At 59.4% G+C, this 13871-nt stretch carries 15 protein-coding genes and 1 tRNA gene; 4 read left to right on the forward strand and 12 right to left on the reverse strand.

Annotation, left to right across the window (positions count from 1 at the left end):
- Positions 1–26: 26 nt before the first annotated feature.
- Together ACYQ54_RS15395 and ACYQ54_RS15400 are read right to left on the reverse strand one after the other, a co-directional pair.
- Positions 27–1691, reverse strand: a complete 1665-nt coding sequence (locus tag ACYQ54_RS15395) for a thiamine pyrophosphate-binding protein (RefSeq protein WP_460083742.1) — start codon at positions 1689–1691, stop codon at positions 27–29.
- Positions 1692–1962: 271 nt separating this feature from the next.
- Positions 1963–2343: a hypothetical protein gene (locus tag ACYQ54_RS15400; protein ID WP_460083744.1), complete on the reverse strand. Its 381-nt coding sequence runs from the start codon at positions 2341–2343 to the stop codon at positions 1963–1965.
- A gap of 128 nt (positions 2344–2471) precedes the next feature.
- On the opposite strand from ACYQ54_RS15400, the gene ACYQ54_RS15405 reads away from it, so the two are divergent.
- Positions 2472–4019, forward strand: coding sequence for a bifunctional aminoglycoside phosphotransferase/ATP-binding protein (locus ACYQ54_RS15405; protein WP_460083746.1), 1548 nt, complete (start codon positions 2472–2474; stop codon positions 4017–4019).
- Between the two features lie 4 nt (positions 4020–4023).
- On the opposite strand, the gene ACYQ54_RS15410 is transcribed toward ACYQ54_RS15405, so the two are convergent.
- The 3 genes from ACYQ54_RS15410 to ACYQ54_RS15420 form a co-directional block, all read right to left on the reverse strand.
- Positions 4024–4344 (reverse strand): AzlD family protein, encoded by a 321-nt coding sequence (locus tag ACYQ54_RS15410; protein WP_062490371.1) that lies wholly within the window; start codon positions 4342–4344, stop codon positions 4024–4026.
- The gene (locus tag ACYQ54_RS15415) at positions 4337–5038 is read right to left on the reverse strand and encodes an AzlC family ABC transporter permease (RefSeq protein WP_460083748.1); all 702 of its coding nucleotides are present in this window, start codon (positions 5036–5038) and stop codon (positions 4337–4339) included. The genes ACYQ54_RS15410 and ACYQ54_RS15415 overlap by 8 nt, the downstream gene beginning before the upstream one ends.
- Before the next feature lie 132 nt (positions 5039–5170).
- Positions 5171–5998: a sulfite exporter TauE/SafE family protein gene (locus ACYQ54_RS15420; RefSeq protein WP_460084836.1), complete on the reverse strand. Its 828-nt coding sequence runs from the start codon at positions 5996–5998 to the stop codon at positions 5171–5173.
- A 188-nt stretch (positions 5999–6186) separates the two neighbouring features.
- Between ACYQ54_RS15420 and ACYQ54_RS15425 the strand changes: the two genes are divergently transcribed.
- The 3 genes from ACYQ54_RS15425 to ACYQ54_RS15435 all read left to right on the forward strand — a co-directional run bounded on the left by ACYQ54_RS15425 (position 6187) and on the right by ACYQ54_RS15435 (position 8225).
- Entirely contained in the window at positions 6187–6753 is a 567-nt protein-coding gene (locus tag ACYQ54_RS15425; protein WP_460083750.1) for a DUF3291 domain-containing protein, read from the forward strand.
- A 128-nt stretch (positions 6754–6881) separates the two neighbouring features.
- A complete protein-coding gene (locus tag ACYQ54_RS15430; protein ID WP_460083751.1) occupies positions 6882–7586 on the forward strand; it encodes a pirin family protein in 705 nt (234 codons plus the stop codon).
- A gap of 333 nt (positions 7587–7919) precedes the next feature.
- A complete protein-coding gene (locus ACYQ54_RS15435) occupies positions 7920–8225 on the forward strand; it encodes a GNAT family N-acetyltransferase (protein ID WP_460083753.1) in 306 nt (101 codons plus the stop codon).
- A 16-nt stretch (positions 8226–8241) separates the two neighbouring features.
- Here the strand turns inward: ACYQ54_RS15435 and ACYQ54_RS15440 are convergent, their stop codons facing one another.
- The 7 genes from ACYQ54_RS15440 to ACYQ54_RS15470 form a co-directional block, all read right to left on the reverse strand.
- A complete protein-coding gene (locus ACYQ54_RS15440) occupies positions 8242–8730 on the reverse strand; it encodes a hypothetical protein (RefSeq protein WP_460083755.1) in 489 nt (162 codons plus the stop codon).
- A gap of 258 nt (positions 8731–8988) precedes the next feature.
- Positions 8989–9741 carry a 2OG-Fe(II) oxygenase gene (locus ACYQ54_RS15445; RefSeq protein WP_460083757.1) on the reverse strand — a complete coding sequence of 251 codons (753 nt, stop codon included), beginning with the start codon at positions 9739–9741 and terminating at the stop codon, positions 8989–8991.
- Positions 9738–10814, reverse strand: a complete 1077-nt coding sequence (gene ada, locus ACYQ54_RS15450) for a bifunctional DNA-binding transcriptional regulator/O6-methylguanine-DNA methyltransferase Ada (RefSeq protein WP_460083759.1) — start codon at positions 10812–10814, stop codon at positions 9738–9740. Before ada ends, ACYQ54_RS15445 begins: the two co-directional genes overlap by 4 nt.
- A gap of 255 nt (positions 10815–11069) precedes the next feature.
- Complete coding sequence (locus tag ACYQ54_RS15455) at positions 11070–11828, reverse strand: SDR family oxidoreductase (protein ID WP_460083761.1); 759 nt, start codon at positions 11826–11828, stop codon at positions 11070–11072.
- A gap of 360 nt (positions 11829–12188) precedes the next feature.
- Positions 12189–12265: transfer RNA gene (locus ACYQ54_RS15460), tRNA-His, on the reverse strand.
- Between the two features lie 226 nt (positions 12266–12491).
- Positions 12492–13010, reverse strand: coding sequence for a phasin (locus ACYQ54_RS15465; RefSeq protein ID WP_460083763.1), 519 nt, complete (start codon positions 13008–13010; stop codon positions 12492–12494).
- 366 nt (positions 13011–13376) lie between these two features.
- Positions 13377–13763 carry a phasin gene (locus tag ACYQ54_RS15470; protein WP_460083765.1) on the reverse strand — a complete coding sequence of 129 codons (387 nt, stop codon included), beginning with the start codon at positions 13761–13763 and terminating at the stop codon, positions 13377–13379.
- Positions 13764–13871: the final 108 nt, after the last annotated feature.

Below are 13871 nucleotides of genomic sequence, written 5' to 3' on the forward strand. Positions count from 1 at the left end.
AAGCACCGCAGTTGAATAAAAGCCGGCTACCTGCCTTGTGCGACTGCGCGGATCTGGCTGAGGCTGGCGGCCGGGGTGATGGCTTCCGGGTCGAGCTTCAGGTGCAGGATCGCCGGTGTTCCGGCAACGCGGGCTCGTTCGAACGCCGGACCGAAGGCATCCGTCGTTTCCACCGTCTCGCCGAAGGCACCATAGCTGCGGGCGAGAGCGGCGAAATCCGGATTGACCAGTTTGGTTGCCGACGGGCGGCCCGGATAGGTGCGCTCCTGGTGCATGCGGATGGTGCCGTACATGCCGTTGTCGATCGCCAGCACAATGATGTTGGCGCCGTCCTGACAGGCAGTGCCGAATTCCTGCATGGTCATCTGCAAGCAGCCGTCACCTGCAAAACAGACGACTTCGCGCTCCGGATAGGCGAGCTTGGCGGCAACCGCCGCCGGCAGGCCGTAGCCCATGGAGCCACTGGTTGGTGCTGCCTGCGTGGCGTAGCGGCGGAAACGGTGGAAGCGGTGCAGCCAGGTGGCGTAGTTGCCGGCACCGTTGGTGCAGACCGCGTCTTCCGGCAGGTTGGCTTCCAGCCATTCCATGACGCCTGACATCTGCAGGTTGCCGGGAACTTGCGGCCGGGCGCCGGACCAGTCGAGATAGTCCCGATGGGCCTGTGCCGCTTGACCGGCGCCTTTCAACTCTGCCGGCGGCTGAAGGCCTTCGGCGGCCTTGCAGAAGGCGGTCGGGCTGGCATGGATCGCCTGTGCCGGGCGGTAGACACGGCCGAGTTCCTCCGCATCCGGATGAACATGCACCAACTGCTGTGCCGGAGACGGAATATCGAGCAGCGAATAGGACTGGCTCGGCATCTCCGACAGTCGTCCGCCGACGAGTAGGATCAGGTCGGACGATTTGACCCGCGCAAGCAGTTTCGGATTGATGCCGATACCGACATCGCCGGCGTAGTTCGGATGAAGATTGTCGAACAGCATCTGACGGCGGAACGAACAGGCGACCGGCAGGTCGAAACGCTCTGCAAAGCGGGTGAAGGCGGCCACGGCGTCTTCGGACCAGCGGCTGCCGCCCAGGATGGCAATCGGCCGTTCCGCCGCCCACAGGCGCTTCTGCAGGTCCGCCATCTGGGTGAGGCCCGGGTGGGTCTCAACCTGGGTCCAAGCGGGCGGCTGTTCGGCGGCTGCCTTTTCAACCAGCATGTCCTCCGGCAGAGCCAGCACCACCGGCCCCGGACGGCCGGATGTCGCGACATGATACGCACGGGAAATGAACTCGGGTACGCGGTCCGCGTGATCGATCTCGGCCACCCATTTTGCGATGCCACCGAACATCTGGCGGTAGTCGATTTCCTGAAAGGCTTCGCGCTCGCGCATGCCGCGTTCGATCTGGCCGATGAACAGGATCATCGGCGTTGAATCCTGCGCCGCTACATGTACGCCTGCGGAAGCGTTCGTGGCACCGGGCCCACGTGTCACCATGCAGATGCCCGGCTTGCCGGTGAGCTTGCCCCAGGCATCGGCCATCATCGCCGCGCCGCCTTCCTGGCGGCAGACCGTGACCGGTATCGACGCGTCATAAAGCGCATCGAGCACGGCAAGGTAACTTTCGCCGGGCACACAGAACACGCGCTCCGCGCCATGGCGCTCCAGCGCCTCTACCAACAATTCGCCGCCGGTCTTCTGGTCCATGTTCCGGGTCCTTACGATAAAAAAGTTCTGTTCATTCTATAGCGTATGAAAATCTGGCCCGTTAGGGGCGAAAATCAGATTAATTGGCAATGGGGTCATTCCAAATTGGAAGGATACTCCTCCCCGGTCTTCCAGCACCTTCATTCAGAACAAGTCAGGCGCAAGCCGAACGCAGATCCAGATCCAAACTGACGAGACACAATAAAGGGGCACCGGTTCCCCGGCGCCCCTGCCCCCATTCGTTGTTATGTCTTGTTATGGGAAGCTGATTTCAGACCGGTTGAACCGTCACCACCTGGAAGGTGTGCATTTCACCGTCCTCGTCCTTGATGGAGACATATTCGCCCGGGTTGAAGGCATGCGCGCCGAACCGGTAGCCCGCCTCGTCGTCATCCTCGCCGTCGATGTCGTAATGGAAAGCCCAGGATCCACCGGGGCGGTGGATGAGATGCCCGACTTCCTCTTCCTCGGCGCCCCAGAAACGCCGAACACGGCAATGGTCACGCTCCTTCTTCCAAAGGCCGGCGTCAATATGACCGCTTTCATCAAGCGGAGCGGTGAATTCGTAACCGTGGCTCGCCGAGCCTTGCGGGAAATCCTTGGTTCTGGCCAGGTTCAACCTGATCTTCTTCAATGCAGGATAGTCGTTCATGGGGCCCTCCTTTACTGACAATCCGGTTTATTTGTGCCACATCCGGGGCACCTCACATTGAGAAGGATCAAACCCGACGGTTTGCATGTGGGGCATGTTTTGCCGTGTGTCAGCTAAAGGGACGGAAGATGGATCAGGCCGAAACCCAGAACCAGGCGCTTGCCTTCCTGAGCAGCCTGCCTTCAGACGATCCGCACCGGGCCGAGGTAAGGCGGATCGACACCCATGCCAACATCGTTTTTCTGGTGGGCAGCAAGGCCTACAAGGTCAAGCGGTCGGTCAAGTTTCCCTTCCTTGATTATTCGACGTTGCCTCTGCGCGAAGAGGCCTGCAAGGCGGAAATCACCTATAACCGGCCCAATGCACCGCAGATCTACCGGCAAGCCGTACCTGTAACGCGGGAAGCTGACGGAAGCCTGGCCCTTGGCGGCACTGGCGAGGTCATTGAGTGGGCGATTGAAATGAACCGGTTCGAGCGGCAGCACGAACTGGATGCCATTGCCGAACAAGGCCCGCTTCCCGACAGCCTGTCCGCCCGGCTGGCGGACATGATGGTCAGTGCTCATGACGCCGCGCCACTGCGCCAGGGCAACGGGTTCTACGCGGAGCTTGCAAGCTATGTGGAGCAGAACGACGATGCCTTTCGCGAGCATCCCGATCTGTTTGACGCAGAAGCTGTCCGGCATCTGACCGAAACATCCCGCACCGTTCTCTCGGCCCTGCACGAGTTGATCCTGCGGCGCGGCGAGCAGGGTCTGATCCGCCGCTGCCACGGCGATGCCCATCTTCGCAACATCGTCCTGGTCGACGGTTACCCAGTGCTGTTCGACGCGGTCGAATTTTCCGATGCGATTGCCACGGGCGACGTTCTCTACGACCTCGCCTTTCTCCTGATGGATCTGTGGGATCGTGGCCAACTGCGCGCCGCCAACAGAGTGTTCAACCGATATCTGGACAAGAGCCGCCTGGACACACATTCCGAAGGCCTGGCAGCTCTGCCTTTCTACTTGATGATGCGTGCTGCAATCCGCTCGAAGATCGCAGCCAGCGCTGCACTCAACCAGTCTGACCCGGAGCAGAAACAACTACAGCGCGACCAGGCTCAGGCCTATTTCCGCCATGCATTGACCTTTCTGGATCCGTCGCGTCCACAACTGGTCGCCATCGGCGGCCTGTCCGGCACCGGCAAAACCACGCTCGCCTATGAAGTTGCCCCTGAGATCGGGCGAGCTCCCGGAGCACGGGTGTTGCGTACGGACGTGATGCGCAAACGTCTGCTGGGCATCGACGAGACGGAAAAGGCACCAGTGGAAGCCTACACGCTCGAAGCCTCCCAGAAGGTCTACCATGCGCTGGACGACGCCATTCAGACCGTCCTTGCGGCCGGCCACTCGGCGATCTTTGATGCCGTGTTTGCCGCTGAAAGCGAACGGGACCGCGTTAAAGCCATCGCAGGCAAGGTCGACTGCGGGTTCAGCGGCTTTTGGCTGTCGGCCCCGGCGAACATCCTGAAAGCCCGTGTCCAGGCACGTGAAGACGATGCCTCGGATGCAACCACCGACGTTGTCGACACGCAACTCGGCTACGATCTTGGCCGGATGAACTGGTCGGAAATCGACGCGGGAAGCAATGTTGAAGAAACGGCCGGGCAGGTTCGGCGGATCTTGAACCGATAGAAAGTTAAAGCCCGGCTGCCCGAAGGGCGGCTGCGGCACCTGCCGCGCAGAAGACGGCGACATATTCCTTGCGCAAGGTCACCTGTGCGGCTGCAGCGACAACGAGGCACAGGGCCACGGCCAGCCCACCCTTCAGCACGATAGGCAGGATGGTGGAGACGATGATCGCTCCCGGCAGGGCTTCAAGTCCACGGCGAACCCGCGGCGTGATCGGCAACCGGCCCATGACCCAGTAACCGCCTGCTCTAAGCGCATAGGTGACCGCGGTCATGCCAAGCACGGCCAGAATGAAGATTGGATCTGCGGTAAAGGCTCCCTCAGTCATCGAGATAGGCCCCCGCGAAAGCACCGGCAATGGCACCGGTGAAAATGCTCCAGTAGCCACCGACGAGATACCAGGTCAGCGCGGCGATACCGCCTGCGAACAGCCAGCTGACGGTCTGGCGCTTGCCTTTCCAGAGCGGCACCAGAAGCGCGGCGAAGAAGGCCGGCAGAACCACATCGAGGCCGTAGACCTTCGGGTCAGACACCAGACTGCCGGCAAAATAACCCGGAATGACGGAAAGCGACCAGACCGACCACGTGAACAGGCCGCTGCCCAGATAGATCCCCCAGTCGCGCGTACCCTTGTTGTATTCCGACAAGGCCAGCAGCCAGTTGAGATCCGTCAGCAGGAACAGGGAAGGATAGGTCTGCCAGGCGGGCACCTGCCCGAGCCACGGCCGCAGGCTCGCGCCGATCAGGAGCATGCGCATGTTGACGGCAGCCGTCACCCCGATCATCGCCACCACAAGACCATAGGTGAGCGGATCGCTGTAGACTTCCATCGCGACGAACTGACTGGCCCCGGCGAAGACCAGCGAGTTGATCATGATTGTTTCCAGGAAGGTCAGTCCCTTTTGTGCGGCGACCGTTCCGAAGACCAGTCCAAGCGCGATGATGCCCGGGGAGACCGGAATGCACATCGTGGCGCCCCGCACGCAGCCTTGCAGGCTGAGGGTCACATTTTTGTTCAACATGTCTGTCCAAGAGTGTCAGGCGGCGGGCAGCCCCCGCAAAGAATGGTCAGTATTGCTGATAAATCGCCCGAGAACCAATAAAACCTTTTGATTTACCCATCAGCGTTCCTGCTGCCGGGACCGGATCCCTCGTCAGAACAGCACGCCGTAGATCATGCGCAGGCCGGTAAAGCCGAGGAACAGCGCGAATACCAGCTTGAGCTTGGACGGATCGATCGCGTGAGCGATCTTGGCACCCAGGGGCGCTGCAAACGTGCTGGCCGGAATGATCAGAAAAAAGCCGATGAGGTTGACATACCCAAGCGAGAACGGCGGACGCCCAGCCTCTCCCCAGCCGAAAAAGATCGACAGCAAGGTGCCGGGAACGGCAATGATCAGGCCGATGGCCGCGGCGGTTCCGACGGCCTTGCGGATCGGATAATTGAACAGCGTCAACGTCGGCACGCCGAGCGTGCCACCGCCAATGCCCATCATCACGGAGATCCCGCCGATCAGGAAACCCAGCACTTCCTTGATCGGAGTGCCCGGCAGGCTGTCGGCCAGATGGGAACCGTCCTTGCGGAACATCATGTTCGCCGACACCGCGAGCGCCACGATCCCGAAGACCAGCGTCAGCGCGCCACCCGAGATGTTGCCCGCAAGGGTTCCACCCGCAACAACGCCAAGGGCAATCGCCCACCACCAGCGTTTCAGCAGATCCATATCAACGCTGCCACGATTGTAATGGGCGCGCGCCGACGAAGTACCGGTTGCCAGGATGGTTGCCAATGACGTTCCAACCGCCACATGCATGAGCACGGAAGGGTCGATCTTCAGCGCGGTGAACATGTAATAGAGTACCGGCACGATGACGATGCCGCCGCCGACACCGAGCAGGCCGGCGATGATCCCGGCCACAAGCCCGGTTGCCAGCAGTGCAACAGCCAGTAGGCCAAGGGAGAAAAGGCTGAGATCTTCCACGCAATTATCCTCGTTGCCGGTGGCCGCACTGATGCCGGCCGCCAAAGTCGTCATCCAGCGCTTAGACCAGCTGCGCGGATTTTTCCAGCCGCTTACGTGGACTATCTGTTTTGCTGCCCCCGCAAGCTCTTGTGATTGGAGCGATTTGCGGCCAGTCTCGGCCAGGTGTCATTCGGCAGGGAGGCGACATGAGCGGTTACTGGATTGCGCTCTACACATTCGGCCAATTCCGCACCCGGGCAGACCACCGGGATGTGGAGCCTTTCCACCAGGCAGAGCCGCTTGTGTGGGCGGCCATGGAACGCGCCGAAGGCTTCGTTGCCCGCTCGGGATACGACGACGAACCTGGACCGGACAGTTGGGGCGAGCAGGTGTTTCCCAAGTACTGGCAGGACAATGGCGACGGCTGGGCACCCTCCACAATCTCGCTCTGGCAGGATCTGGAATCAGCGCTTGCAGCCGTCTACCGCGGGCCGCATGCCGAGATCCTGAGACAGGGACCTGACTTCATGCGGGAAGACAACAGCTATCCTGCCTATGCGCTTTGGTGGGTGCCTGAAGGCCATCAGCCGGACTGGGTGGAAGCGGTCGAACGCTTCGAACATCTGGGCGACACCGGCCCCTCAGCGGACGCCTTCACATTCAAGTGCGCGTTCGGCCCGGATGGAAAACCGGCAACCGTGAACGGCGGCGTATCTAAACAGATCGCGGAACGAAACCGCATCCGAGCCGAAGCCCCCAAGGCGGTTCAATAGGCTATTGTTCAAGAATTGACAACTAATTGTCCAGCTTCGGCTGAATTGTAAAATGGAACTGCAATGGCAATCTAAGACCCAACAGCGCACGGACCTCTTCGTGCCAGAGATTGGGAAAGGATTGATCCATGAACCAGATACTTCGTCCTTCGGATGCCAGAGGCGACGCCGATTTCGGCTGGCTGAAGAGCAAGCACACCTTCTCCTTCGGGTCCTACTTCGATCCGAACCACATCGGCTTTGGAGCCTTGCGGGTGATCAACGAGGACCGCGTCGCCCCGAGCGCCGGTTTCCCGACCCACCCGCACCAAAACATGGAGATCATCTCCTACGTCGTTTCGGGCGGACTGGAACACAAGGATTCGATTGGCACAGGCTCGGTCATCCGGCCCGGTGAACTGCAGCGCATGAGCGCGGGCACCGGTGTCCGCCACAGCGAGTACAATCATTCGGACACGGCCCCGGTCCACTTCCTGCAAATCTGGATCGTGCCGGAAGCGGACGGGCTTCAGCCAAGCTACGAACAAAAGGCCTTTCCGGACGCCGAACGGCAGAACGCGCTGCGTCTGATCGGGTCTCGCGACGGGCGTGACGGATCCGTCACCATTCATCAGGATGTCGATCTCTACGCGTCTCTTCTGTCCGCTGACCGTAGCCTTGACTTCGACATCCGCCCCGGCCGCAAGGTCTGGCTGCAACTGGTGAAGGGCAAGCTTAGCGTCAATGACCAGCCGCTTTCCGCCGGCGATGGCCTCGGTCTGCTGCAGACCGGCGCGATCTCGCTGACCGCCAGCGAGAATGCGGAGTTCCTGCTGTTCGACCTGGCAGCCTAGCAGGTGTTGGGGCGGGATCGTTCCCGCCCCTCTCCCTGTACATCATCGGGGATGATATCGGGAACAATCGGGTGGCTGGAAACACATGGCTTCTGCAAAGTCCTCCATCCCATTCCGTCATCCTAAGGGTCGCCCATGGGTTTCCCCCTGTTTCACCTCCACACGGGCAGACTTTGCCTGAAGCAAGGAAACGGCATGGATTGCAGGGTCGAGCCCTGCAAAGACGGAGAATGAAGTCGGGAGCGGAACGGGCAACCTGTTCCCTTGGACAGAAAATACCAAATTGCACCCTGGATCAGAGCAATCGCTTTCTTCCACTTCAGGAGACAGACAATGTCCGCAACGACGTCCCCCGCCATCACCCTGGAACAGGATGGCAGCAAAGGCCGCTACGTGGCCAAGATCGAAGGGATTACCGAGCCTGCCGAACTGACCTTTTCCATCGTCAACGAACATCTGATCATCGCCGATCACACCGGTGTGCCGGACAGCATGCGCGGCATGGGTGTCGGCAAGGCATTGGTGGAGCGACTTGTCGAGGATGCCCGCCACAAGCAGGTGAAGATCGTACCGCTATGTCCTTATGTGAATGCGCAGCGCCGCAAGCATCCCGAATGGGCGGACGTGTTTCAGGGCTGATCGGCAAGCAAGGCGGTCAGCTTGACGGCTCGGCGTCTTTCACCTCGACCTGGCACCCGCGCAGGGCGTAGAGCGCACCGGTAAGCATGTCGCCCGCCTGCTCGAAGGCGGTTTCGGTGATTTGCGGACCGGCAGCGCTCAGACCGGCCGCTGCCAGCTTGATGTCGGCAAGGTTCCGGTTGAGGTCCTTCAACTGCTGCGCGACTTCCCAGTGATCCTTGAGCTCCGGATCGGAAAGCTGTGTCCTGAGTGCCGAGATCTTGCCATCCAGCGCTTCGATCCGGGACTTGAATTCTCCCGGAGAGACCTGCAAGCGGGCCAGCGCGGCTTCGGTCACGTTCCCGGCGATGCGTTCGCCCGCGCTATCGACCCTGTTCAACACAACAAGCGCCAGCACGCAGGCAGCAATGACGAGCAGCGCCGTCGCGTTCACAAGTGCCAGAAGCAACTGACCCGGCAGGCGAACCAGACGGCGACCAAGACCGGGGGCATCATGATAGGACATTGTGCGCTCCTTTGAGACCAGGTGCTCTCATTCAGACAGAGTCTGGCGTTCCGCACAACGCTTTCGCCGCCGCTGAACCGGCAGAAAGTCTTAATTTGTTGGGAGAACCGGCCGCATAACCAGCCAGCAGATCGGTTCACGCGGCGGGGCATGTCACTGCTGCCCCTGCAATCCAGCCGGGAAATCATGCTCACCACTAGCGGAATGAGGGTTGAAGCCACCTTCCCGCAAGCAAACGATGATGCGAAGTGGCGAACATCATTTCGCGTCATGGAAAATAATTCCTGCGGTATGCCGAATGCCGGAGCGAACGCGGCTGACGCCGTGACGCAGGTTTACACGGTAGCTCCCCCTCGTTCCCTGGACCGGACGGTTGTGAACGGCAAAGGCGACTGCATCTCCCTGGTGCAGACGGACAACTTCAACGCGGCTCTGCATGCGCGGGCGTTGTTCGGTCATGCAGAACTCGCCGCCCGCGAAATCCTTGTCCGGTTCCGACAGCAAAATCGCGACCTGGATCGGAAAAACCAGATCGCCATAAAGATCCTGGTGAAGGCAGTTGAAGTCGCCGGCACTGTACTGCAGCAGAAGCGGAGTTGGCCGGTTCTGACCCGCCAGGTGGCATTGTTGCAGATAGTCGGCGTGGGTATCCGGATATCGTTGATCGAACCCCATCGTCTCGTTCCACCTGTTGGCGAGACCGGCGAAACGCGGATAAAGCGCGGTCCGCAATCCCCCGAGAATATCCGGTAGAGGATATTTGAAGTAGCGATATTCCCCTTTGCCGAACCCGTGCCGGGCCATGATCACATGGCTTCTGAAGTGGTTTTCGTCGACATAGAGAGACGAGAGCGCACGACATTCCTCGGACGACAAAAGCTTTGGCAGCGTGACACAGCCGAAACCGTTCAACTCTTCATGGATTGCGGCCCAATCATAGCCGGCGACCCGCGCCTCAACGGCGGACGTCGCCGCGGCCGCGCGATCCGGGACAGTGGTGAAGTTGTTCATGCCAGCTTCTCGCTCTCGATCAGATCGCGCTTACGGTCGATACCCCAGGCATAGCCTGAAAGTGCACCGTCGTTTCGAACCACACGGTGGCAGGGGATTGCCACCGCGAGATTGTTTGCAGCACACGCCCGTGCGACGGCCCGGGTTGCTTTGGGCGCCCTGATGCGCCGGGCAACTTCCGAATAGGAAACAGTTTCGCCGGCAGGGATTTCCTGAAGTGCCTGCCATACCCTTTGCTGAAAAACGGTGCCGCGGACATCAAGCGGAAGATCCAGACCGATTTTGGGGCATTCGACAAATCCCACCACTCTTGCGACCAGCACTTCATAGTCGTGGTCCGCACCAACCAGTCTTGCCCTGGGGAAACGATCCTGCAGATCCCTGACCAATTCGCCTGGATCATTTCCAAGGAGAATCGAAACAACGCCTTTCCTGCTGGATGCAACCAGGATTGCACCAAGAGACGCCTGGCCGACCGCAAACCTGATTTCCTCATCGGCCCCGCCGGAGCGATATTGCGTGGGTGTCATGCCCAGCAGCCCAGTGGACTTTTCGTAAAAACGCCCGCTGGAGTTAAAGCCTGCGTCATAGATGGCCTCTGTCACCGTTATGCCGGACCCAAGTCCGTCGCGAACCTTGTTGGCCCTGTGTGCCGAGGCATAATCTTTCGGAGTAAGACCGGTCGCCGCCTTGAAGACACGGTGAAAGTAGCTGGAGCTGCGGCCAACGGAGCGGGCAAGATCATCCAGTGACGGCTCTTCCTCGCTTTTTTCAATGATACGGCAAGCTCTGGCAACGATGGCTGCATTCTCCGCAGCGGGTGGCAGGCCTTCCGGCCTGCACCGTTTACACGCCCTGAAGCCGGTCGCCCGCGCGCTTTCAAGCGTGGAGTGAAGCTGCACATTCTCCGGATTGGCCAGGCGCGAAGGGCACGAGGGACGACAATAGACCCCGGTCGTCGAAACCGAATACCAGAACTGGCCGTCTGCGGTCTTGTCGCGGGCTGCAATACGCGCCCACCTTGGATCCTCGGCAACTGGCAGCTTTGTCTGATCGAATTCCACGGTTTCCATTGGTGCGTTTTCCCGAAATTGGTGTCTTCAACTTCGCCGATCCTGTCACCGGCATTACGACCGCGCACTCCGGTCCTTACCCTCAAATCGGGGACTTCATCGACCCGATTTCCGAGCCGAGGGCAAATTTGAATATGAAGTCAGAGAATAGAGTGGGGGGCACTGTTCAGGCCTGCTGAACTGGCGCTGCTGCGATGAACTGTCGTTCCGGAATTTGCCACAAGGCAGCTACCCGCCTTGTGGCAAAGCGTCTGGTCAGGTCAGCCGAATGGACATGCCGCCATCGACAATCGTGGGACTTCCCGTCATGAAGCTTGCCCGATCAGACAGCAGGAAAAGCGCAGCTTGTGCGATCTCCCTCGCGTCCGCCATACGTTTCATGGGGTGCAAACCTGCAATGAATGCCATGACGTCGGGATTTCCTTCCCCACCGGCTGCTGTGATGGTGCCCCCCGGCATCAAGGCATGAGCCCGAATACCTTCCGCGGCATGGTCAGAGGCAAGTGATTGCACCAAGCCATTGAGACCGGCCTTGGAGGCCGCATAGGCGCCCATGCCAGGCAAGCCCGCATTGCTGAAGCCGACGAATGACGATGTGAAGACGATCGAACCTCCACCGGTTTTCTTCATGGCGGGTATCTGTGCCTTTGCAGCCAGGAAGGCCGCGGTCAGGTTGACCGCCAGGATTTCGTTCCAGTTGCCAATGCCCATGTCGGGGACAGGTTCCATCGCGCCAACGATGCCGGCATTGTTGAACGCACCATCCAGTCGGCCGAACTCCTTCAAGGCGAGGTCGACAAGCGCAGCGGCATAGCCCTCGTCCTTGACGTCGCCGTCCAGAAACACGGCTGTGCCGTTGGCCGCGCGGATTTTGGAGGCAACAGACTCAAGCTCCACGGATCGCCTTGCGCCGAGGACGACCTGCGCCCCTTCGGCCGCAAACAAGGCCGCTGCGGCAGCACCGATCCCGCTGCTTGCCCCGGTGATGATGATCGACTTGTTTTCCAGTTCCATGACGTTTTCTCCTGTCTGTCATTGGACCCGGCATGAGCCGAGGTCCGAGCGACAGGTGTCACGATCGAGCCGAGCCTAACTATCCGTTTCTTGTCCTCAAATCCGAGAACCGGCATCTGAGGATCATGCGCAGGGTGGCTGCGCCACGAAGAACCAGCTTGAGGACAATGGGCATCCCAGCTCCGGCCGCCGCATTCCGACCAAAGGCTCTGACTTCGATTATGAAGGAGATCTCACAGCAGCTTCGGACAATTCTGCTGCCGTATTACGAGTACAAAATAAAAATGCCATCAGACGCGGCAGCCGCAAGAATGACCTGCGTCTGGAACATTTTCTGATTTCAAATGAATGAAGGGGGAATGGTACAGACGAGTGGATTCGAACCACCGACCTTCGGAGCCACAATCCGACGCTCTAACCAACTGAGCTACGTCTGCTTAAAGGCGTGAGGTGACGCGGACCATACTGACCCGTGCCGCCATTTGCAAGGGCGTCTTCTAAACTCGTTTTTTCCAACCCGCAAGCGGGAATTTTCGGAAATTTCCGACCTGTTGAAAAGCAAATGCCCGGAGCGATGCTCCGGGCATATCAACTGTTTGCCGATATCATCGGCAAGGCCCGGCCATGCCGCAATCATGTGATTGCGGACGGCCGAATGCCGGATTAGTTGACCTTGATGTCCTTGAAGGACTTCTCGAACGCTTCCTTGACCGGAGCGGAAACATCGGTGCCGAGCTTGGTAGCCAGCTCATGCATTTCCTTGGTCTGGGCGCTCAGAGCGTCAAACTGCTGGCGAGCAAACGTGGACTGCAGTTCGATAGCTTCAGATATGCTCTTTGCGGACATGATGTCCTTGACGAAAGTGAAAGCAGCGTCGGCGTTGGCTTTGGCAGCATCAACAGCCTTGTGGTTGAATTCCACCACGCCCTGACGGGACGTCTCGAAGGTGTCTTCCATCAGGTCAGTCGCGTCTTCAGCAGCGGTTTTCACTTTTGCATAAGCGTCGCGGGCGTTCTCGATGCCTTTTTCCGTTGCTTCACGGAACATGGCAGGAACTTCCATATTCGGCATGGCAAAAGCCTCGAAGTCCGGGAAAGCTGCACCAGCGGCAGAAGTTTTTGCTTTGGTGGCGCGGGCTTTCGGGGCAGTTTTTGCAGTGCCAGTGGTTGTCGTGTCAGTCATGATCTCATCTCCTTGAGTCCGGATGCGATCATTGGTGCATTTTCTTCCGCCGATACGTTTGCCGGCGGTCCCTGTCGTCATCCGCAAACACTACATAGTGCATGCCGTGCTGCATTGCAACATTTTTTTGCACTGCACAATGAAATTACCGTCGGGGATTTCTGGGGTTTCGTCTATTCCGCTCTGCAAAACGCCTGTCGAAATCCAGACCCCTGACGTCAAGTCATTGGCCGGACAAAGGAAGACGAAACAAGACAGCGAAGCCGGGAAAAATCATACAACCAAAACAGGAAATATTCAACGCAACACTTGCCGGACCTTGCGCGGGGTTCCGTCACCCTGCGCAAGGCAAAAAAGCCAGCCAGATTATTTTTTCTGAGTGGCCTTGGCAGCGTCCTGAACGGCCTTGGTGGCCGAGTTGGAAAACTCGCGCGCCTGTTCGCCGAGGGACTCCATCTGACTGCGCAGATAATCCTGCTGCAGGTTCATCATGTCTTCGACGTTTTGCGCCTTGACCAGTTCCTGCGCGAACTTGAAGGCGGCGTCGACATGCTCTTCGGCATAGGTCAGCGCCTTCTTGTTGACATCCGCAGCCCCGGCCTGAACCGCATTTGCGCTGTCTTCCACGTTGCTGACGGCCTTGTGGGTCGCTCCCATGAAGTCGTCGAAGGCCTTGCGGGCCTGGTCGACGCTCTTTTCCGCGAAATCGCGCATCTGGTCGGGAATTTCAAATCCGGTCTTGTCTGTGCTCATGTCGGCGCTCCTCAGGTCGACGAAAGATATCAGGCAGGTATCCTGAAATCCTTCCATGCCAAAAATTCGTAACACGACGATGGCATTCCGGCAAACTTGTCCAGTCGG

The sequence above is a fragment of the Roseibium sp. LAB1 genome, from assembly GCF_054658235.1.